The sequence below is a fragment of the Pandoraea terrigena genome (assembly GCF_902459705.1).
Lineage (GTDB): Bacteria > Pseudomonadota > Gammaproteobacteria > Burkholderiales > Burkholderiaceae > Pandoraea > Pandoraea terrigena.
The window spans coordinates 354252-374338 of sequence record NZ_CABPRU010000005.1; the positions used below are offsets into that span (position 1 = coordinate 354252).

Below are 20087 nucleotides of genomic sequence, written 5' to 3' on the forward strand. Positions count from 1 at the left end.
AATCGCCGCAGGGCGCGCTTCGCGGCGAGGTGGCAAGCGCTCCGCGTGGTGTCGGCGTCAAGCCTGGCTCGCCAGCTTGTGCACGCGCGCGAAATGTTTGCGCAGACGCGGCACCGCGAAATCGACAAAGGCGCGCACTTTGGGCACCGCCAGCCGTCCTTGCGGCGTGATGACGTGAACCGGCATGGGCGGGTGTTCATAGTCCTGCAAAACGATGCGCAGCGTGCCGCGCTCCATGTCGTCGACGACGTGATACGTCAACATGCGCGCCACGCCGTGTCCCGCGACGACCGAGGCAATGGCGGCCCGAATCGAATTGACGATCAACCGCGGTGTGAATTGTACGACCTGAGGCACGGAACTGCGTCCCGTGGCCGGGAATCGCCACGAATCGATGCCGAAGTACGTCATGGAGACGATCTGGTGTTTCGCGAGATCGGCGGGCGTCTCGATGGGACCATGGGCCGCCAGATAGGCCGGAGAGGCAGCAACAATGCGCCGAACCTGGCCGACGTGTGTGGCCACAAGCGAAGAGTCGGGTAGATGGGCGACGCGCATCGCGATGTCGACGCCCTCGTCGATCAGGCTCACGGGCAGGTCGCTCAAGTGCACGCGTACGACGACGTCGGGATAGCGTTCGATAAAGGCGTCCACGATCTCGCGCAGGAACGTCTCTCCGGCGGCAAACGGTGCGGAGACGGTAAGCAGCCCACGCGGGGCGGAGCGTTCTCCGGCGGCGATCACGTCGGCTTCATCCAGATCGAGCAGGATGCGACGGCACGCAGCAGCGTAGCGCTCGCCTGCAACGCTCAGCTTGACAGCACGCGTCGTTCGGTGAAGCAGCGCCGTGCCGGTATGCGCTTCGAGATAGCCGATGGCGCGGCTTACGGCGGCGGCCGAGCGCCCGAGGCGTCGGGCCGCACCGGCAAGGCTTCCTTCGTCGACGATGGCGACGAAGACTTTCATGGCGTCGATTCGGTCCATGACAGAGGAGGGAAAGGGCAGAGGGCGCAGTGCGGCCCCCGGGATGCGCCGGTGCACAAGATTACCCTTAAACACAGCAGCGTGGCGACCATGGCGGGCGGATTTCCCGCTGGCTTCAGACATCATCGCGTGATGCCTGTCAACGCACCCTGGGGGGCGGTGAGCCATGAACATTGCCGGGCTGACGTGCGTTAGCTGCGCCGTTTTGGTGCATGCATGCGCCGGTGGGCGCTTGTCTGAACGGCGCAAGCTGACGATTATGCAATTTCGTCGCGTGGCGGCTCAAGTTTTGTCGAAAAGACTCGTTAAATCTCCTCAGAGGTACTGAGAGAGACACTGGCCTGCCAGGCTTGCCGGCAGCGGGCTGGGACGACGACACCGCAGGACGAATCGCTTAATGCGCGCAAGGCAATGTTCAAGAACCTGAGTATCAGCAAACGGCTCGCCGCCGCCTTTTCCGTCAATGTGATCATGCTGTTGGTCGTGGCCGTGGTGGCCGTGACGAAGATGGCGACGATGGATACCAATACCCAACTCATCGTTTCCGACCTGAACAGCAAGATTCTTGAATTTCACGGCTTGAAGGACCGGGCGGCGCACGTTGCCGTGCTCCTGCGCGATATCGTGATGTCCGAAGACAACTCGCAGCTCGATGCCCGTCTGGCCAAGATCGACGAACTGCGCCAAGCCAACAACAAGAGCATCGCCGGTATGGCGACGATCTTCTACACCGAAAAGGGCAAGGCGCTTTACCGCACGTTGGCCGACACGAACGCAGACTATGGAAAGCGGCTCGATGCCGTCGTGGCACTCGTTCGCGCCGGTGACTACGCGCAAGCCAAGACGGAACTGGTTGGGCCGCTGCAAAAGGCCCAGGTAGCGTACTTCACCCCGCTCGACAGCCTGATGGAGGTCGGCAAGGTGGTTAGCGCGAAGGAGGCCGATGATGCGAACGCCGCGTACGCGTCGGCGCGACTCTGGTTGCTGGCGACGATGCTGGCGTCGGTCGGGCTTTCCGTAGTGTCGGCAGTGACGATTACGCGCTCGGTCACGCGTCCCGTGCGCGCCGCCGTGGAGGGCGCGTCGGCGCTCGCACGCGGCGATCTGACGCATCGCGTGAATGCCGAGCGCGCCGACGAGATGGGCCAGATGGCGAGTGCGCTCGACATGGCCGTCGAACAACTCGGCCATCTCGTGCGCAACATTCAGGGTGCGTCGGGCGCCATCGACAACGCCGCACGCGAAATTGCGCAGGGCAATACCGACCTGTCGCAACGCACCGAAGAGCAGGCCGCATCGCTCGAAGAAACCGCGGCATCGATGGAAGAGCTGACCTCGACCGTGCGTCAGAACGTCGAACATGCGATGGAGGCGCGACGCCTCTCGCATGAGGCGACCGATGTGGCGGATGCGGGGGCGCAGAGCGTGCGGGCCGTCGTCGAGACGATGCAGGCGATGGCCAGCGCGTCGGCGCGCATGAGCGACATGATCAAGGCCATCGAAGGCATTGCGTTCCAGACCAATATTCTCGCGCTCAACGCGGCTGTGGAAGCGGCGCGCGCGGGCGAGCAGGGCCGCGGCTTCGCGGTGGTGGCCGGGGAAGTGCGCACGCTCGCCCAGCGCTCGGCGGGTACCGCCAAGGACATTCGCGAACTGATCGCGGCGTCGGTGCAGCAGGTCGAGGACGGTACCTCGCGCGTGGAAGTCGCCGGTCGCACCATGGATCAGATCGTCGTATCGGTGCGGCGTGTGAGCGAGCTGATCGCCGAGATCGCCGCGGCGAGCGACGACCAGGCGCGCGGCATCGAGCAGGTGGGGCAGGCCGTCACGCAAATGGATCAGGTGACGCAGCAAAACGCCGCGCTCGTTGAGCAGGCCGCAGCCGCGGCGGACCACCTGCGTCAGCAGGCGGCTGAACTGGTCAACGAAACCGCGAAGTTCCGCGTGGAACGCGACGGCAGCGCGCACCCCGGCATGACGCCGAGTGCGCCGAGGGTTGTGTTGGCGGGGCGTGTGCTGTCCCGCGGCGATAGCGACATGACGATGCCACGCGGACATCGCGCGGCCGCCTGAGCCCGGGCAGCGCATCAGGCGCCTCCCGGCGCTTGATGGCCGCCGCGCGCATTGCGGCGTCACCAGCGTTAGCGTTGGGCCCGTGCGGCACGGAATGTCGCGCGGCACGAGCGGCACGCGCGAACGATCCGCCAGCGCCTGGGTTCGGTATCCGCGCGCAGCGATTTAAAAGAATTCATTAATTCGATATCCAATACATTCAATCGTGAATTAACGTTTTTCGCTCGTCGGATCGCCTTGAATGCTACGTGGTGTGAGCGCCACGAGGCATACTGTCGAGGTTGCCAATTTGAATCCATCAAGTGACAATCGCTCTCATACCCCGGAAATACAAAATACATTACGGGCACACTGGGGCGGGGAACACTGAACATACTGGAGCAAGATGGCGGCCAAAGTCGTGAAATATGCGCGTGACGGGGTGACGTATTACGAAATCCGGGGTGCCCTGCCCGACGGCACGAGATATGAGGACCGGGTGGGATTCAGCGAACGCGAGTTGACATTCCGGCGTCTCGTCGTGGCGAGAATCAAGCTGCTTCGCAGTGAATACGACATGGCGTGCCAGAAGGTTCGGGCGGAATGTGCGGCGAACATCGCGACACCTGGGTGGGTTAGGCAACTGATTTTTTGAGTGATGCAGGGCCGTAGTTGATTGTGCGGCGGGAAGCGATCGCAAGTGTTGCGTCGTCAAGGTGATGAAATATTCACATATTGAGATTGCCTTATACTGCGCGGAGGCTTCGTGTCCGTCCGAAATACATGGAATTCGTAACAAAAGATGTCTTGGCAAGTTGTATGGCGTTGCTGCTCGACGCCGTGTTTCTCGTCGACAAGGCCGGCGCTCTCGTCTATGTGAGTCCGGCCTGTGAGTCCATTCTCGGCTACTCGCCACAGGAATTGCTGGGGCGCTCGATGATCGACTTCGTGGCGAAAGAAGACCGCGAGCGTACGATAGAAGAGTCGAAGTTCGTGATGGCGGGACTGCCGCGGATCGGTTTCGAGAATCGTTATATTCACAAGGACGGCCATTACGTCCACATCATGTGGTCTGCCCGTTGGTCGGAGGACCATGGACTGCGCATTGGCGTGGCACGCGATGTGTCGGCCAAGAAGCAGGCCGAAGCGTTGCAGCGCGCCACATACTCGATTTCCGAAGCGGCCCACGATGCCGCCGATGTTCGCTCCCTCTGCAAGGCGGTCCACGACACGCTGTCCACGCTGTTCCCGATCGATGCCATTGTTGTGGCCACCTGCGATGCCGAGTTGGCGGCGTGGGAGAAGGCATACCAGTACCGCGACAGCGGCGACGTCCCCGTGCTCGACTGGCGGCAGGCCCAGCACCTCTCGACGCAGGCCACGCAAGCGAAAAGACCCTTTTGGCACCGGATCGAAGCCGTCCCCGTCGATGGGGCGGGCCAATCGGTCCCGCACGTGCGCGCCGAGCCGTTGGTGCCAGGTGCTCCTGTGGAGACCGGCACGCAGGTGTTGGCGGTTCTGCCGATGCATACGGCGCGGCGTGCGGTGGGCACGCTCATGCTCTATGGCCCGGCCAGCGCGTTGCGGGCCGAGGCCGCACAACGGCTGCTGGCGTTCGTCTGCGACCAGACTGCGTTGGCCATCGAGCGAAAGCAACTGATCGACGATCTCTACCAGGCGGCGCGATTCGATGAATTAACCGGACTGCCGAACCGCCGCACGTTTGGCGAGTTCGCGAGGGAGGCCGTGCGCCGCGCACAGCGCACCAATGGGAAACTGGCGTTCCTATTCGCCGATATCGACGGCTTCAAGGGGGTGAACGACAGCCTGGGGCATGCGGTCGGCGACTTGCTGCTCAAGGAGATCGGCCAGCGCATGAAGACCGGGGTCACGGGATGCGGCTTCGTGGCCCGTCACTCGGGCGACGAGTTCGTCGCGATTGTTCAGGATGCGGAGGTCGTGGAGCGGATCGACGTTGCGGTCACGCGCCTGCGCGCCGAGATCGAGCAGGTCATCTCCGTCAACGATGCGAGCCTGAGCGTACGCGTGAGTGTTGGCGTGGCGGTGTTCCCCGACGATGGCGAATCGATGAGCGAACTCATCCGCGTGGCCGACCGGCGCATGTACGCGAACAAGTCCGAGCGTAAATCCGGCGGGGCGAGCTTCTTGCAGCGTCTGATCTGACGCGCGCGTGGCGAACCCGCGCCACTCATCCCAGCGTCTGCGTCGGCCAGACCATTTCGATTTCGACGGCAATCGAGCGGGCGAGCCCGTCCAGATCGGGGAACAGTGATGCGTTCGTGATGTTCATCCGATACAGCCATTTCATCGCGTCCGCGCGCAGCGCCAGTGGCAGGACGATCTTGCGCAGCAGCGGTTCGTCGCTCTCATAGCCATCGAGGATGCGATGCATCGGACGGTCGATCACGCCCGGCACCACGAATGTGCCGGACTGGGCGATCAGGCGGCCGTCCATTTCTTCCGGCTCGCCGAACCAGACCACCTCGTTGTCGTTGCCGAGAAAGTACTTCGCCATGTTCCCCTTGACGCGTGGATCGATCGTGTCACGGGTGAGCCAGGGCGCGTGGCGAGGACGCGCGCGGTCGTCGTACAGCGCGGGGGTGTTGAGCGCGAAAATGGCCGAATCGGTCGTCGCGCGCTCCAGTGCGAAGAACGCGGCGACGAACGGTGATTTCGTGAAATCCAGCAGCCGGGTGGGGGCACCATGGTGCTGCATCAGTCCGAGGCAGCGCAGGTCATCGTGCAGCAGGTCGGGCCAGGGCACATGGTTGTGCGCCTTGCGCCGGAAGATGCGGATCGCGCGTGCCTCACGGCTGCGCCACTGATCCTTGTCCGCCACATAGGCGTGCAGATACCGCGAGAGCGAACTCTGCAGATGCCAGCGCGCGTCCGGCTGCCCGCGAAAGGCCCAGCCTTCGAAGCGGGAGGACAATTCCATGAAATCCTTCCAGCTCTCGACGACGGTGGTGTCCATGGTGGGCGAAATCCTTGATTGGGCGGGCAACGCCACAATGCCGTTGGGTGAGGGGGCCATGGCACCGCGAGCGATGCCATGGCGTCGGCCACTATAGTACGTCGTGTGTGACAGCTCAAGCGCGCGTGCGGGGAATGCGTCTACCGCCCGTCAACGCGCGCTCCGCAATGCGACCTGCCGGGGCATTCACGCGGCGCGCGCGGGAGACAGATCGTGCGTGAGTGCCGCGAGCGCGGCGTCGGGCGTGATGTCGGAGGTATCGAGCGTGATGTCGGCCAGTCGGTAGAGCGACTCGCGTGCATCGAGCATGCGATGGATGTGGTCAAGCGCCTCATTGCGCAGCGCCTCGGTGGCGATGCGCGCGTCGTTTTGCTGCATCACGCGCTGGAAGTGAACCTCGGGGCGAGCGCGCAGCCACACCGTGCGAAACGCGCGGAGCACGCGCTCGTACGTGGGCGCTTCCGAGACGATCCCGCCGCCGGTGGCGAGCACGACATGATCGTGCGTCGCGATGATCCGCTCGATGCACTTGCGCTCGATTCGGCGCATGGCGGCTTGTCCGTAGAGCGTGATGACTTCGCCGATGGCGATGCCCGCCTCGCGCTCGACTTCCTTGTCCAGCTCGATGAAGGGTGCACCGATGGCCTGTGCCAGCGCCGGGCCGAGGGTCGACTTGCCCGCGCCGCGCAAACCGATGAGGGCAATGCGCTGCCCGGTGCGGCGCACGTCGGCCGCACCCGGCGCGACGAGTTGACGGCGCAGGCGAGCGAGGACGTCTGGCGGTTGTTGACGAAGGTATTCGACAAGGATGAGTAGATCGCCTTCGCAAGCATTGCGCTCGGTCACGAGCGCCTCCACGCCGACGTTCAGTGCGCCGGCAAGCTTGTGCAGGACGGCCAGCGAGACGTTGCCGGCGCCGGCTTCTACCCGGGCAAGATAGGGCAGCGACACACTTGATTGCACGGCGAGCTGCTTGCGCGTCATGCCGCGCTGCGCGCGCAGCGTGCGCACCTGCCGCGCCAACGACGCGAGGTGCGACGAGGCACCGGCCTCGGCGTCCTCGGCCGGATCGCGGGCGTGGATGTCGGCAGGCGGTTTCGTCATCTTTCGAATAAGGAATGTAGGGGGCGTTTCTCGTAAATATACTATGAGATATCTCGGGCGTGAATCAGGTTCTGCGCCGCTTCGGCGATATTCCACGAGTATATGCACTAAACTGCGCGATAAAGGAATGTATCCCTGTTAACCCTGAACTGCATTGCACAATGTGCGCAAGTTGAAAAATATCTTATAAGATACTTTCTACCTTTTGGAGCCAATGCAGACGATGACTTATCCCCACTTGTGTGTGCGCGTCGAAGACGGCATCGCTTTCGTGACCCTGGACCGCGCTGACAAGCGTAACGCACTCTGCGATGCCGCCATCGACTCGCTCGAGGCCGCATTTCGCGATTTCGACGACAGCGTACGCGCCGTCGTCCTGAGCGGCGCGGGCGAGCACTTCTGCGCCGGGCTGGATCTGTCCGAGAACAGCACGCGCGATCCCATCGACGTGCTGCGTGTCTCCCAGCGCTGGCACAAGGCGTTCCACGAGATCCAGTTCAGCGGCCGCCCCGTGGTTGCCGTGCTCCACGGCGCCGTGATTGGCGGTGGGTTGGAACTGGCGCTCGCCGCCCATGTGCGTGTCATCGAGCGCAGCGCATTCTTTCAGTTGCCAGAAGGCAAGCGTGGCATCTTCGTGGGTGGCGGGGCGTCGGTGCGTGTCGCGCGCATTCTCGGGCCGGATCGCATGACGGAGATGATGCTCACGGGCCGTCGCTATGACGCGCTCGACGGTGAGCGTCTTGGCCTTGGGCACTATTTGACGGAAGCGGGCGAGGGGCTGGCGCTCGCCACGCGGCTGGCCCGCGAGACGGCGGCCAATAGCCCGCTGTCGAACTGGGCGACGATTCACGCGCTTTCGCGCATTCATGATATGTCGATGGCCGACGGACTGTTTACCGAGTCGGTCACGAGCGCGTTGATGCTTGCGACACCCGAAGCGCGCGAGCGCATGGAACGCTTTTTGGGGCGGGCGGCACGTTAGCCCCTCCGCCCCCATCCCTATGGAGACGAATGTGAAATACGACAACATCGAGCAGATCGCCGTCATCGGCACGGGCGTCATCGGCGCCAGTTGGGCGGCTTACTTCCTGGCGCGTGGTCTGCGCGTGAGCGCCTGGGATCCGGCGCCGGGCGCGCGCGAGCGCTTGCACGAGGCGATCGAAGCGCACTGGCCGACGCTGATCCGGATCGGTCTGACGGCGGGTGCCTCGCGCGACGCGCTGACGTTTCACGACACGCTCGACGCCGCGTTGGCCGGCGCGGACTTCGTGCAGGAGAGCGGTCCCGAGCGCGAGGACCTCAAGCAGGACCTCTTTCGCAAGATGGACGCCGCCTTGCCAGCGTCCGTCGTGATCGCATCGAGCTCGTCGGGACTGCTGATGAGTCGCGTGCAGTCGGTGTGCACCCATCCGGAGCGTGTGGTGCTTGGACATCCGTTCAATCCGCCGCATTTGATCCCGCTCGTCGAGGTCATCGGCGGCGAGCGATCGTCGCAGGCCGCCATCGACACGGCGATGCAGTTCTACCGAGACATTGGCAAACGGGCGATCCATGTGAAGAAGGAGGTCAAGGGGCACATCGCGAACCGGCTGCAGGCGGCGCTTTGGCGTGAGGCGATTCATCTGGTCGACACCGGCGTGGCCTCGGTAGCCGACGTCGACGACGCGATCGCCTACGGTCCGGGCTTGCGCTGGGCGGCACTCGGGCCGTTCCTGAACCTGCATCTGTCGGGCGGCGCAGGCGGTATCGCCCATCTGCTGGAGCATCTCGGCCCGCCCATTGAATCGTGGTGGGCCGATCTCGGCGAACCGGTGTTGACGGACGATCTCAAGGCGCGCATCACCGCCGGTGTCGACGCCGAACTGGCCGGACGAGGCAACGCGCAGCTTGAAGCCCAGCGCGACGCCGTCATCCTCGCGATTCTCGCGGACAAGGCTTAGTCCTCGCGGGCGCGGGCGTCGTTGCAAGCGCGCCCGCGCCTGGCATCCAACCATCCATTGACTCGACGCCCCGCATGCCGGGACGCCGGGAGGAGATCGGCATGAACAAACCGAAAGTCATCGTGACCATCGCGCCGACGGGCGGTATGGCGCACAAATCGCAGAACCCTCATCTGCCCACCCAGCCCGACGAGATCGCGCGCGACGTCTACGACTGCTACAACGCGGGCGCGAGCGTCGTGGCGGTTCATGCGCGTCGCCCCGGCGACGACGGTGCCACCTGCGACCCGGCGATCTATCGCGACATCAACCGCCGCATTCGCGACAAATGCGACATCGTGATCAACAACTCGACGGGCGGCGGCGTGCACGGCGACATGATCGGCCAGGCCGACAACGGCTACTGGGAAATCCTCTGGGAAGAGCGGCTCAAGGGCATGGATGCCGGTGCCGAGATGTGCACGCTCGATGCCACCACGATCATCGCGAGCTTCGGGGGCCGCGAACTGCTCATGCATACGTCGCCGGAGCGCTCGAAACATCTCGCCATCGAGATGAAAAAGCGCGGCATCAAGCCAGAGTGGGAGGTTTTCAGCCCGACCCACATCGTACAGGACCTCGCCACGCTCACCGCCGCGGGCTTCGACGACGAGCCGTTCTTCGTCAACCTCGTGCTCGGCGTGCATCGGGGCTTTCAGAACGCCATGCCATACACGCCGCGAGTGTTGCAGTCGATGGTCGATCTCCTGCCCAAGGGAAGCATTTTCTGCGTGAGCGGTATCGGCCCAGCACAACTGCCGTCGGCCATGAATTCGTTGCTGCTGGGCGGGCACGTCCGCGTCGGCCTCGAAGACAACCTGTATTACGCGCAGGGCGTGCCGGCAACGAACCAGCAACTGACGGAGCGCGTGGTGCGGCTCGTGCGCGAGATGGGCTACGAGCCGGCGACGCCGGCCGAGGCCCGCGACATCATGGGCTTGCCCCGCAATCGCGAAGTGTTGCCGGAGTTCGCGGTGCGTTGATCCTGGCGTGTGTATTGCAAGCGATATCGCCCCAACAACGAAAAGACAAGGAGACACGTCACATGGCGGCAAAGCGTTTGGCTCACCGTTCCGCGTTCCCGTGTGCTGCGGCCGGTGCGCGCCGGCTGGCCAAACCGGACATCTCGCGCGAGATCCGTGCCGACGGCAGTTTCGTGATTCGCTCGCGTGCCCCGCTGGGCGCGTTCGCGCGCAGTCCGGCCGATTGGCTCGTGCAATGGGCCGAGCGCACGCCCGATGCGGTGTTCGTCGCGCAACGGCATCCCCCCGGGGCGGGCGCGTTCGCGGGCGATCTCTGGCGTCGGGTGACATATCGGGACGCCCTGAGCGCGACGCGTGGCATCGGTCAGGCACTGCTCGACCTCGACGTGCCCCGGGATCGGCCGGTGGTGATCCTGTCGGACAACAGCGTCAACCACGCGCTGCTGGTGCTCGGCGCGATGATGGCGGGGCGTCAGACTGCCACGGTGTCGTCGGCCTATTCGCGCGTGGCGAAGGACATGGGAAAACTGCACGGCATTCTGGCGCGTCTCGACCCGGCGCTCGTGTACGTGGAAGATGGCGAGGCGTATGAACGCGCGCTGGCGGGGGCGCCCATCCGGTGTCCGATTGTCGCGACGCACAACGTCGGGCCCGGCCAGTTGCCGTTCGAAGCGCTCACCGCCACGGCGGCATCGCCTGCGCTGGACGCGGCGTTTGCCAGCGTGCGTCCGGAAGACACGGCGAAGCTGCTGCTGACGTCCGGGTCGACGGGAAAGCCGAAGATTGTCGTCAACACGCACGGGATGCTCGCCGCGAACCAGCAGATGATTGCACAATGCTGGCATTTCATCGACGAGGCGGCCCCGGTGATCGTCGATTGGCTGCCGTGGAGCCACACGTTCGGCGCCAATCACAACTTCCATATGGCACTGCGCAACGGCGGTGCGTTCTACGTCGACGATGGCCGACCGGTGCCCGAGTTGATCGGGCGCTCGGTCGAGAATCTTCGCGACGTGTCACCCACGCTGCACTTCAACGTGCCCAAGGGATTCGAGGCGCTCGCGCCGTTCCTTGAAGCGGACGACGCGTTTGCTGCGCGCTTCTTCGACCGTCTTCAAGTGTTGTTCTATGCGGCGGCGAGTCTGCCGCCCGCCGTGTGGCAGCGATTCGAACGACTGGCGTCGCGGCATGGCGACACGATGCCGTTTTTCACGTCAGCCTGGGGGACAACGGAGACGTCGCCCCTGATCACCAGTGTGCATTTTCCGATTCCTGGCGCTGGCAATGTTGGCGTGCCGGCGCCGGGCAACGAACTGAAGTTCGTGCCCAGTGGCGACAAGCTGGAGATGCGCGTGCGTGGCCCGTCGGTGTTTCGGCGCTACGCCGGCGACCCGGAGGCGACGGCTGCCGCGTTCGACGAGGAGGGGTTCTACCGCACCGGCGATGCGGGCCGATTGTGCGATCCGGACAATCCGGGCGCGGGCGTGATGTTCGACGGTCGCGTCTCGGAAGATTTCAAGCTGACGAGCGGGACATGGGTGTCGGTTGGGGCGTTGCGTTTGCGGGCCGTGAGCGCGCTGGCCCCGTACGCGTCGGATGTCGTGATCGCGGGGCACGACCGCGGCGAGATCGGGTTGTTGATCTTCCCGAGCCCGGCGATGTGTGCCAAGGCGGCACCGGTCGACGCGGCGCACATGGGAACGGCGATGGCGCTGCACGACGAAATTCGCGCGTTCGTAACCCAGGCGCTCGTGCAAATGGCGCAGGACGCGGGCACGTCGCAACGGGCCGGGCGCGCCGTGATCCTGGCGTCGCCGCCGTCGCTCGAGCAAGGGGAGATCACCGACAAGGGGTACATCAATCAGCGCGCCGTGCTGACCTTGCGCGCCGACGACGTGGCTCGCCTCTATTCGGACTGCGCGTCGGTCATCCATTTGCCAGCGCATCCGAATTCGCAAACGGCGGCGGCGCTCACTGACGCTGCCCGGCGCATCTCACGCCTGCTCGGTCGCGGTCGCGCTGACTGATCTGTCCCGCGGGTGGCCCACCCGGCAAGCAACCGAGCCCATCGAGCGTGGCACCTATTGCGACATCCAGCGGCGTGTGAGGCTCCAGCCCCAGGGTCGCGACGAGTGCCGTGTTATCCATGCGCACCGGTTGCTTCCACAGGTAACGCATTTCACGCAGCTCGCGCAGCGTCGTGACGAAGGGCGATGCCGCCCACACGAGCCACCACGGGAATCGCCGCGTCTTGACGTCGACGCCGTGTCGCGCCATGACGCGCGTGATCGCGGCGGCCATTCCGGTGCCGTCGGCGTCCCAATGGCCGGCCATGTGGAAGTTGGCGAACGCGTCGAGGGAGCGACGGCGCTCGATAAGCATGACCATCGCGCGGCCGACGTCGGGCAGATAGGACCATTGATGGCCCACGCCGCGCGCGTTGGGCACCCGGACGACACGCGTCGTCCTACCCGGCTTCACCAACCCCTGCGCGAACCAGCTATTGCGCGTCTGCGGGCCGAAGAAGTCGCCCGCGCGCACGATGATCGTGCGCACGCCATTGCGGCTAGCGTCGTGCAGACGGGCTTCCATCGTCGCGCGGATGCGTCCCTTGCGTGTGCGCGGCCGTTGCGGTGCGTCATCCCGCAGGACGGGGAAGGTCTCGGGACCGTAGTTGTACACCGTGCCAGGCAGGACAATGGTGGCACCATACATCGTGGCGGCCGTCAGGGTGTTCTCGAGCATCGGTAGCACTTGCGTATCCCAGTGGCGATATCCGGGCGGATTGACGGCGTGCACGATCACCTCGCAGTCGCGCGCCGCCGCGAGCACGTCGCTCGTCTGCATGGCGTCGCCGTCGAGCCATTCGATGTCGACGTGCGACGCGACGGCATGCGGGGCACCGCCGCGACGCATGGCGCGCACGTGCCAGCCGGCGGCGAGCAGTTGACGTGCGACTTCGCCGCCGATGCCGCCGGTCGCGCCGAGTACCAGCGCGCGAGACACGTTGTGTGGGGACCCGTGGGCCATGATGCTGCTCCTTGAATGTTGTCGGTCAGGTCATTCTCCACGCGAAGTACTTCAAATAAAATTACCTGAAACCTTCTATCGGCTATACATATTTGTATGATGACAACGCTGAACTGGGATCTCTGCCGGACGTTTCTTGCCGTGCTCACCGAGGGGTCGCTCTCGGGCGCCGCGCGTGCGCTGGGCATCACGCAACCGACGGTGGGCCGCCATATCGCGGCGCTGGAAGCGGTGCTGGGGCAAACACTCTTTACCCGTTCGCAGACCGGCTTGCTGCCCACCGACGCGGCAGCATCGTTGCGTGCCCACGCGCAGGCGATGCTGCACACGGCGCAGGCATTCGAGCGAGCAGCGGCTAGCCAGGGGGAGGGGGTAAGCGGGGTCGTGCGCCTCTCGGCGAGCGAGGTCGTCGGCGTGGAGGTACTGCCACCGATCCTGAGTGCGCTGCGCCGCGCGCACCCGCAACTGACCATCGAACTGGTTCCCACGAACCGCATTCAGGATCTGCTGCATCGCGAAGTCGACATTGCCGTGCGAATGGCGCCTCCGCAACAGGGCGCGCTGATAGCGCGTCGCGTGGGAAACATCGACGTCGGCCTGCATGCGCGCGCCGATTATCTGGCGCGCCACGGCGCGCCGTCGTCGCTGGCCGACCTTGTGCATCATACGATGATTGGCTTCGATCAAATGACGCCGTTCATCCGCGAAGCCATCCGTGGCGTACCCGACTGGTCACGCGAGCGTTTTGCGTTTCGCGCCGATAGCGACCTGGCGCAACTGGCCATGATCCGGGCGGGCTACGGCATCGGCGCGTGTCAGGTGCCACTGGCGCGGCAAGATGCCCGGCTCTTGCGCGTGCTGCCGAACGCCTTTCGCTTCAAACTGCAGACGTGGGTCACAATGCACGAAGACCTGCGCCAGAGTCCACGCTGCAAAGTCACGTTCGACGCACTCGTGGCTGGATTGGCTGCCTATATGGCAGGATAAGGCGGCGGAACGCCGAGGCCGGATCTGGGGCGCGATCCTTATTGATATACAATATATCAATAATATCAACGATCACGAGACAATCCTCGCGCCATGTTCGATCTTTCGTTGTTCGGACGGATGTCACCGGACGTCCTAGCCGCCACCTCTGGTACGCCGGCATCGCCGTCGGCGGTCCTACCCTCTGCCTTGCCGTCTGGACGTCACTCGCTTGGGTTGAGCGAGCAGCGCGACGCCGTGCTTTACGTGCCGCCGGATCTGCCTGCGGACACTGCGGTCCCGCTATTGGTGATGTTTCATGGCGCGGGCGGCTTTCCGGAAAAGGTGCTCCCGTTCATCGAGCCGCATGCGCAGCGCCACCGGTTTCTCGTGCTTGCACCGCATTCGACCTTCGCGACGTGGGACATCGTGATCGGCGGCAACGGCCCCGATCTGGCGCGTCTGCAACAGGCGTTGCGCGAGGTTGCCGGCCGGTACCGCATCGATACGGGACGTGTGGCATTCGCGGGCTTTTCCGACGGGGCGAGTTATGCCTTGTCCATTGGCGTGACGAACGGTGACATCGCTAGCCACGTCATCGCATTCTCTGGCGGTTTCATGTCCATCTTCGTTCAGGAAGGGCAGCCACGCATCTTCATCGCCCACGGACAGCGCGACGAACAACTACCCATCGCGACAAGCGGTCGTCAGAACGCCGGCAAGCTCACTGCGGCGGGCTACGACGTGCAGTACGTCGAGTTCGACGGGCTGCACATCATCGATCCGGGCGTCGTGGCGCGTGCCATCGACTTCTTCCTCGCCTGACGAGCGTCCTGCCAACGGGCAACGCACGTATGGGTCACACGCCTTAAGGGGAGTGTCGTTCATGGATTTTGAAATTCCAGAGTCACTGATTCATCCGCTGCTGCAACTCATCGGCTCCGACTCAACATTGGGCAAGCAGTTGACGGCTTATGGGGTATGCCGGGGCAACCTGCGGGTATCGAGCGAATGGTTCGACGCGAAGTCGCTCAACACCCTCTATGTGTTGAGCAAGACACAGAACGAACGTGCGCTGATGTTCCAGATGCTGGCGCTCGACAACGTCTACCATGCGCCGCAGGCGCGGGTCATCCCGAGTCTGGACAAGCTGGTGCCGGGTCTTGTCGCCTATCTCGCCCGCGACGTCATCGACGGTTGGGTATATCAACGTCACCGCGACGGTGCGCTGTTGCCGTGGCTTGTGCGTCGCTTGCGTTACGTGGAGCCGGAGCAGGGATCGCCCTATGTCGTCATGGACATGCTGGCGAACACCATGCAGTCGGCCAATTCGAACCTGACCGAGCATCGTCTGCGCCGCTCGGGCATGACCACGTCGCTGGTGTTCACGCGCGACGACATCGCCAACCGCACCATTCCCGAGTTGCTTGCCGAATTTGGCTTCTACAAGGAGTGCGCCGAGTTCAAGCGCGAATATGAACAGCATGCGCAGCGGTTCCTGCACGTGCAGCGTGCCTTCGGGGCGCAATTCGTGCTGTGTCGCGCGGCGTTCTCGGTTGATGCGAAGGGAACCACCGAGTTGATTCGCGTGGTGGACGGCTCGGCGGCGAAGTGCGTGAACGACGAAGAACGTCTCGAGCGCAATTTCGAGATGGCGTGCGATGCGGACTTCTGGCGCAACGCCGACATCACGCAGGGGTTCGAGACGATTCCGCTGCATTGCTATGTGCACGTGTTTCACCTGGATTGGCACCGCAATCTCTGGGTGCACGTGCAGAACATGACCGAATACGCGTATCAGCCAGGGTTGCGCGACAAGCTCGTGCTGCCAGGGCATCATCACGACCTGATCGACATCCTGACATCGCACATGGACGTGATGATGCCGGACTTTGTCCCGGGCAAATCGGGCGGTTCGACGATTCTCTGCCAAGGCGCGCCGGGACTGGGCAAGACACTCACGGCAGAGGTCTACGCCGAAGTCGTTGGCAAGCCGCTCTACCGTGTGCATTCCGGCCAATTAGGGACGACGGCGGCGTCGGTGGGCGCCACGCTCATGAGCATTCTGCGACGGGCCATGCGCTGGAATGCCATCTTGCTGCTCGATGAGGCTGACGTGTACATCCGGCGGCGCGATAACGACCTGGAGCACAACGCCATCGTCGCGGAATTCCTGCGCTCGCTCGAGTACTTCCACGGCCTGCTGTTCATGACGACCAACCGCAGCGGCGACGTCGACGATGCGATCCTGTCGCGCTGCATCGCCACCATTCACTATGAGACACCGTCGCCATCGGACGCACGCCGGCTCTGGCGCATGCAGGCCGAACAGGTGGGCGCGCCACTCGACGACACCCTGATCGACACGCTCGCGCGCCGATACCCGAACGCGAGCGGGCGCGACATCAAGGAATTGATGAAGCTCGCCAGCCGCTATTGCAAGGTCAAGGGCATGCCGTTCACCGAAGACGTGTTCCGGCTCTGCGGTCTGTTCCGTGGTTATGAAGGGTGAGGCGACGGCCGGGCACTGGGGCTTTGACGGTCGTTCGTCGTGCGTGATACAAGTGCTGCCATCCATCGACTATTTGAATAGCTAACATGGCTGGCAGTGCGAAATCGAATCGCCCGCTCTTCGATCTGGATCTGCTGCGCTCGATCCTCATGGTGGCCGATTGCGGCAGCTTCACGACGGCGGCAACGCGTCTGCATTCGACGCAATCCACCGTGAGCCAGAAGGTGCGGCGTCTCGAGGACCTGGTTGGGCACAAGTTGCTCGAGCGCGGCCATCGTGACATCCATGCGACCGACGCGGGCGAGCGGTTGCTCGGCCACGCGCGTCAGATGCTCGCACTCAACGACCAGATGTTCGAGGCGCTCTCTGGGGCCGTGGTGGTCGTGACGGTGCGCCTGGGTGTGCCGGAGGATTTCGCGACGGGCGCCACGACGCAGGTGCTCGCGCGTTTCAATCGGCAGTATCCGCAGGTCAAGCTTGAAGTCACGAGTGGCCTGAGCCGCGATCTGCTTGCCAGCTATGATCGCGGCGAACTCGATCTGGTACTGGTCAAGCAGCGTCGCCATAGTCGCGAGTCGGTGGCGAGCCGCCCCGAGAGACTGGCGTGGATCGACAGCGCGGAGCATCCGTCGTTCGGCTGCGATCCGGTGCCGCTGGTGACGTTTCCTGCGCGCGGGCTGTATCGCGACGACATGGTTCAAGCCCTCGAGACGATGGGACGCGACTGGCGCATCGCCTTCACCAGTTCCAGCTTGAGCGGCATTCAGGGCGCGGTGGCCGATGGGATGGGAATCAGTCTGGTGCCGCCGCGCGCCGTGCTGCCGCGGCATGTGGTGCTTGGCCGGGCGCAGGGCCTGCCGGTCGTCGACGCCTTCGAGCTGGCGATCTTTCACCGGCCGACGGCAGACGCCATGGTGAGTGCGCTCGCCAAAGTGCTCGTGGGAATGCTGGCGACGAAGCCGCGCGCGCCGAAATGAGCGACGCGCGCCGGGATGCGCGCCAACGGGCGCGCAACAGTGATGCTGGCTGCGGCGCTTACTTGGGCTGTGCGCCGAGCGTCAGGTTCATGTGACGGTTGACGTCTTTGTACAGCAGGTAGCGGAACGGACCGGGACCACCGGCGTAGCAGGCCTGCGGGCAGAAGGCGCGCAGCCACATGAAGTCACCGGCTTCGACTTCCACCCAATCCTGATTCAGGCGATAGACAGCCTTGCCTTCGAGTACATACAAGCCGTGCTCCATCACGTGGGTTTCCGCGAATGGAATCACGCCGCCGGGCTGGAACGTCACAATGTTCACATGCATGTCGTGGCGCATGTCCTGGATGTCGACAAAGCGCGTCGTGACCCAGCGGCCGTCGGTGCCCGGCATCGGAATCGGTTCGACGTCCTGCTCGTTCTTCACGAACGGCTCGGGGGCCGGCAACCCCGCCACGGCTTGGTAGTGCTTGCGAATCCAGTGGAAGCGCGCGGGGCGCTGGCCGGCGTTGCGCACTTGCCAGTCGGTCGCGGGCGGCAGGAACGCATAGCCGCCCGGCGTCAACCGGTTCGCCTTGCCCTGGATCGTCACCGTGATTTCCCCTTCGACGACGAACAGCACGCCCTCGGCCGTCTCGTCCTGCTCGGGCTTATCGCTGCCACCTCCCGCGCCGACTTCCATGATGTATTGCGCGAACGTCTCGGCGAAGCCCGAGAGCGGACGGGCCAGCACCCACAGACGCGTGTTGTCCCAGAACGGCAAATGGCTCGTGACGATGTCGCGCATCACCCCCTTGGGAATGACGGCGTACGCCTCGGTGAACATGGCACGGTCGGTGAGCAGTTCGGTTTGGCCTGGATGCCCGCCTTGTGGCGCGTAATACGTGGTGTTCGACATGATTGATGGCTCCTGTGTCGTTCTGGTCGGGGAGTTTCGTGGGGGCGAAACCATCGGGAAAGATGCACAAGATAGCGAACCGGCCATCCATCGACAAATTAAATATAAAAATGCACATCATTCGTTTTCTGAATGCAATGCAGGCGCTCAGGGTACGACGATGCGCATGGGCCAGCGGAAGCGTCCGAGCACGTTGGCATCGCGGTCCGTGACAATGGCCTCGATTGTCAGCGCGGCCGTGCCGCTGCCCACGACATCGGCTTGCCAGAAGGCATCCGGGGCTTCTCGCGCCACCGGCGTCTCGAATGAACCCGACTGGGGCGCATAGCGCGTCGCGTGCTCATGCACGTGCAACTGCAAACCGCTCAGCGTTCTCTCGTCATCGAGAGAAAGTTCAAGGAGCACGGCGTGTTCGCCACGTATGGCGAGCGGCGTCCAGCGCAGCCGCAAACGGTCGCCGGCGTGGGCGTCGACACGCCATTGCGCCGCGTTGACGCCATCGAGTGCAGCGCTATCCGGGGCGAGCCCATAGCAGCGGTCGGCGTCGACGCTCACGGGCGCGTCGGTTGCCTGGGGGTGCCGGTCGAGCAGCGTTGCGGAATCGATGACCAGCAGGACGTCGGCGATCGCACGGCGTTCGCCGTCGGAGGAGTGTGCGTCGGACATGGGGGTTCCTTGCCGTGGGCCGGGGTGGCCGCGATCGGGCGCCCGTGCTGGCGCGTCACGTGTCGCGGCCCGGCGTTCGTCAATGATTGCGAATGGTGATGAACGGATCCCACTGGTAGCAGCCGCACAGGTTGCCGCTGCGATCGAGGATCATGAATTGGAAGTGATAGGTGACGCGTCCGGTCTTGAGCGTCTCGCATGACCAGAAGTAGTTCGCGCACGTTTGCTTCTTAGGATGGGTCGGATCGGGCGGATTCGGCACGGGAATCGTGACCTCGGCTTCCCGTGGCGAGGGTGGGGTGATCAGGTCGTTGCCCTGGTTGCCGATGAATTTGTAGAAGATGCACGATTGCTCGAAGCCGAGCGAGAGGGAGGATTCGCGCCAGCGGATGACGTCGCCGACCGTCGCCGCGACGTCCAGCTCGCCGCCGGCCTGTCCACTTACCACATTGCCCTGCGCCACGATCATGAAGACGTGCTTGAAGTCGATGATCGGCGGATTCGCCATGCTGGAGTTCTTGCCATACCGGTCGACGATCGTCTTGGTATCGATGCTGACCAGCACATCGGTGATTTGGGACATGTGTTTCTCCACGAAAGGCTGAGTTGAATGCCGTCCATCGGGCGATGGCGGTCTCGGAGCCAGCGGCCTGCGGGCCGCGCGTGAAACGCGGGAGCGCGCTTCACCGATGGAGCCTAGAAACGGCGAGGGCAATGGTCAACCTCGCGCGGCCTGCACTTTATGAGTGACGTTTGTGCGCCAGGCGTCGCTGCGACGGGCGTCGTTCGGGCGGGCACGGGGGCACCAATCAGGGAATTGGAGCGAAACAACCAGAAAAGCCCATGCGTATTGACAGCATCGGGGCTTCGTTGATGGAGTGTCGAGCCGCGCCGAGGCGGGGCGCGGGGGGGGTGCCCCTATGTGTTTCGTCAAGCGCTAG

18 protein-coding genes are annotated in these 20087 nt (G+C 64.1%); 11 read left to right on the top strand and 7 right to left on the bottom strand.

Annotation, left to right across the window (positions count from 1 at the left end):
- Positions 1–57: 57 nt before the first annotated feature.
- Complete coding sequence (locus PTE31013_RS13745; protein WP_150613341.1) at positions 58–984, bottom strand: LysR family transcriptional regulator; 927 nt, start codon at positions 982–984, stop codon at positions 58–60.
- 411 nt (positions 985–1395) lie between these two features.
- Between PTE31013_RS13745 and PTE31013_RS13750 the strand changes: the two genes are divergently transcribed.
- The 3 genes from PTE31013_RS13750 (at position 1396) to PTE31013_RS13760 (ending at position 5220) form a co-directional block, all read left to right on the top strand.
- On the top strand, positions 1396–3057 hold the full coding sequence (locus PTE31013_RS13750; protein WP_150613342.1) for a methyl-accepting chemotaxis protein: 1662 nt from the start codon (positions 1396–1398) through the stop codon (positions 3055–3057).
- 385 nt (positions 3058–3442) lie between these two features.
- The gene (locus tag PTE31013_RS13755) at positions 3443–3691 is read left to right on the top strand and encodes a hypothetical protein (RefSeq protein WP_150613343.1); all 249 of its coding nucleotides are present in this window, start codon (positions 3443–3445) and stop codon (positions 3689–3691) included.
- A gap of 152 nt (positions 3692–3843) precedes the next feature.
- Positions 3844–5220 carry a bifunctional diguanylate cyclase/phosphodiesterase gene (locus PTE31013_RS13760; RefSeq protein ID WP_174978563.1) on the top strand — a complete coding sequence of 459 codons (1377 nt, stop codon included), beginning with the start codon at positions 3844–3846 and terminating at the stop codon, positions 5218–5220.
- Between the two features lie 25 nt (positions 5221–5245).
- Here PTE31013_RS13760 and PTE31013_RS13765 read toward each other — a convergent pair whose 3' ends face one another.
- Together PTE31013_RS13765 and PTE31013_RS13770 are read right to left on the bottom strand one after the other, a co-directional pair.
- Entirely contained in the window at positions 5246–6031 is a 786-nt protein-coding gene (locus PTE31013_RS13765; RefSeq protein WP_150613345.1) for an FRG domain-containing protein, read from the bottom strand.
- Positions 6032–6217: 186 nt separating this feature from the next.
- Entirely contained in the window at positions 6218–7135 is a 918-nt protein-coding gene (locus PTE31013_RS13770) for a helix-turn-helix transcriptional regulator (protein WP_246174472.1), read from the bottom strand.
- Positions 7136–7358: 223 nt separating this feature from the next.
- Here PTE31013_RS13770 and PTE31013_RS13775 point away from each other — a divergent pair, with 223 nt between their 5' ends.
- The 4 genes from PTE31013_RS13775 to PTE31013_RS13790 all read left to right on the top strand — a co-directional run bounded on the left by PTE31013_RS13775 (position 7359) and on the right by PTE31013_RS13790 (position 12124).
- On the top strand, positions 7359–8117 hold the full coding sequence (locus PTE31013_RS13775; RefSeq protein ID WP_150613346.1) for a crotonase/enoyl-CoA hydratase family protein: 759 nt from the start codon (positions 7359–7361) through the stop codon (positions 8115–8117).
- A 19-nt stretch (positions 8118–8136) separates the two neighbouring features.
- Positions 8137–9075 (top strand): 3-hydroxyacyl-CoA dehydrogenase NAD-binding domain-containing protein, encoded by a 939-nt coding sequence (locus PTE31013_RS13780; protein WP_150613347.1) that lies wholly within the window; start codon positions 8137–8139, stop codon positions 9073–9075.
- Between the two features lie 101 nt (positions 9076–9176).
- Positions 9177–10097 carry a beta-keto acid cleavage family enzyme gene (locus PTE31013_RS13785; RefSeq protein ID WP_150613348.1) on the top strand — a complete coding sequence of 307 codons (921 nt, stop codon included), beginning with the start codon at positions 9177–9179 and terminating at the stop codon, positions 10095–10097.
- Positions 10098–10159: 62 nt separating this feature from the next.
- A complete protein-coding gene (locus PTE31013_RS13790) occupies positions 10160–12124 on the top strand; it encodes a feruloyl-CoA synthase (RefSeq protein WP_150613349.1) in 1965 nt (654 codons plus the stop codon).
- Here PTE31013_RS13790 and PTE31013_RS13795 read toward each other — a convergent pair.
- Complete coding sequence (locus PTE31013_RS13795; RefSeq protein ID WP_150613350.1) at positions 12069–13127, bottom strand: NAD-dependent epimerase/dehydratase family protein; 1059 nt, start codon at positions 13125–13127, stop codon at positions 12069–12071. The genes PTE31013_RS13790 and PTE31013_RS13795 overlap by 56 nt on opposite strands.
- A 96-nt stretch (positions 13128–13223) precedes the next feature.
- Between PTE31013_RS13795 and PTE31013_RS13800 the strand changes: the two genes are divergently transcribed.
- The 4 genes from PTE31013_RS13800 to PTE31013_RS13815 all read left to right on the top strand — a co-directional run bounded on the left by PTE31013_RS13800 (position 13224) and on the right by PTE31013_RS13815 (position 17582).
- The gene (locus PTE31013_RS13800) at positions 13224–14114 is read left to right on the top strand and encodes a LysR family transcriptional regulator (protein WP_150613351.1); all 891 of its coding nucleotides are present in this window, start codon (positions 13224–13226) and stop codon (positions 14112–14114) included.
- 93 nt (positions 14115–14207) lie between these two features.
- Positions 14208–14918, top strand: coding sequence for an alpha/beta hydrolase (locus tag PTE31013_RS13805; RefSeq protein ID WP_150613352.1), 711 nt, complete (start codon positions 14208–14210; stop codon positions 14916–14918).
- A gap of 61 nt (positions 14919–14979) precedes the next feature.
- Positions 14980–16605 (top strand): AAA family ATPase, encoded by a 1626-nt coding sequence (locus tag PTE31013_RS13810; protein WP_150613353.1) that lies wholly within the window; start codon positions 14980–14982, stop codon positions 16603–16605.
- Positions 16606–16691: 86 nt separating this feature from the next.
- Positions 16692–17582: a LysR substrate-binding domain-containing protein gene (locus PTE31013_RS13815; protein ID WP_150613354.1), complete on the top strand. Its 891-nt coding sequence runs from the start codon at positions 16692–16694 to the stop codon at positions 17580–17582.
- A 58-nt stretch (positions 17583–17640) separates the two neighbouring features.
- Here the strand turns inward: PTE31013_RS13815 and PTE31013_RS13820 are convergent, their stop codons facing one another.
- The 3 genes from PTE31013_RS13820 to PTE31013_RS13830 all read right to left on the bottom strand — a co-directional run bounded on the left by PTE31013_RS13820 (position 17641) and on the right by PTE31013_RS13830 (position 19729).
- On the bottom strand, positions 17641–18480 hold the full coding sequence (locus PTE31013_RS13820) for a bifunctional allantoicase/(S)-ureidoglycine aminohydrolase (protein ID WP_150613355.1): 840 nt from the start codon (positions 18478–18480) through the stop codon (positions 17641–17643).
- A 147-nt stretch (positions 18481–18627) separates the two neighbouring features.
- Positions 18628–19146, bottom strand: a complete 519-nt coding sequence (locus PTE31013_RS13825) for an AidA/PixA family protein (RefSeq protein WP_150613356.1) — start codon at positions 19144–19146, stop codon at positions 18628–18630.
- Between the two features lie 79 nt (positions 19147–19225).
- Positions 19226–19729: an inclusion body family protein gene (locus PTE31013_RS13830; RefSeq protein ID WP_150613357.1), complete on the bottom strand. Its 504-nt coding sequence runs from the start codon at positions 19727–19729 to the stop codon at positions 19226–19228.
- Positions 19730–20087: the final 358 nt, after the last annotated feature.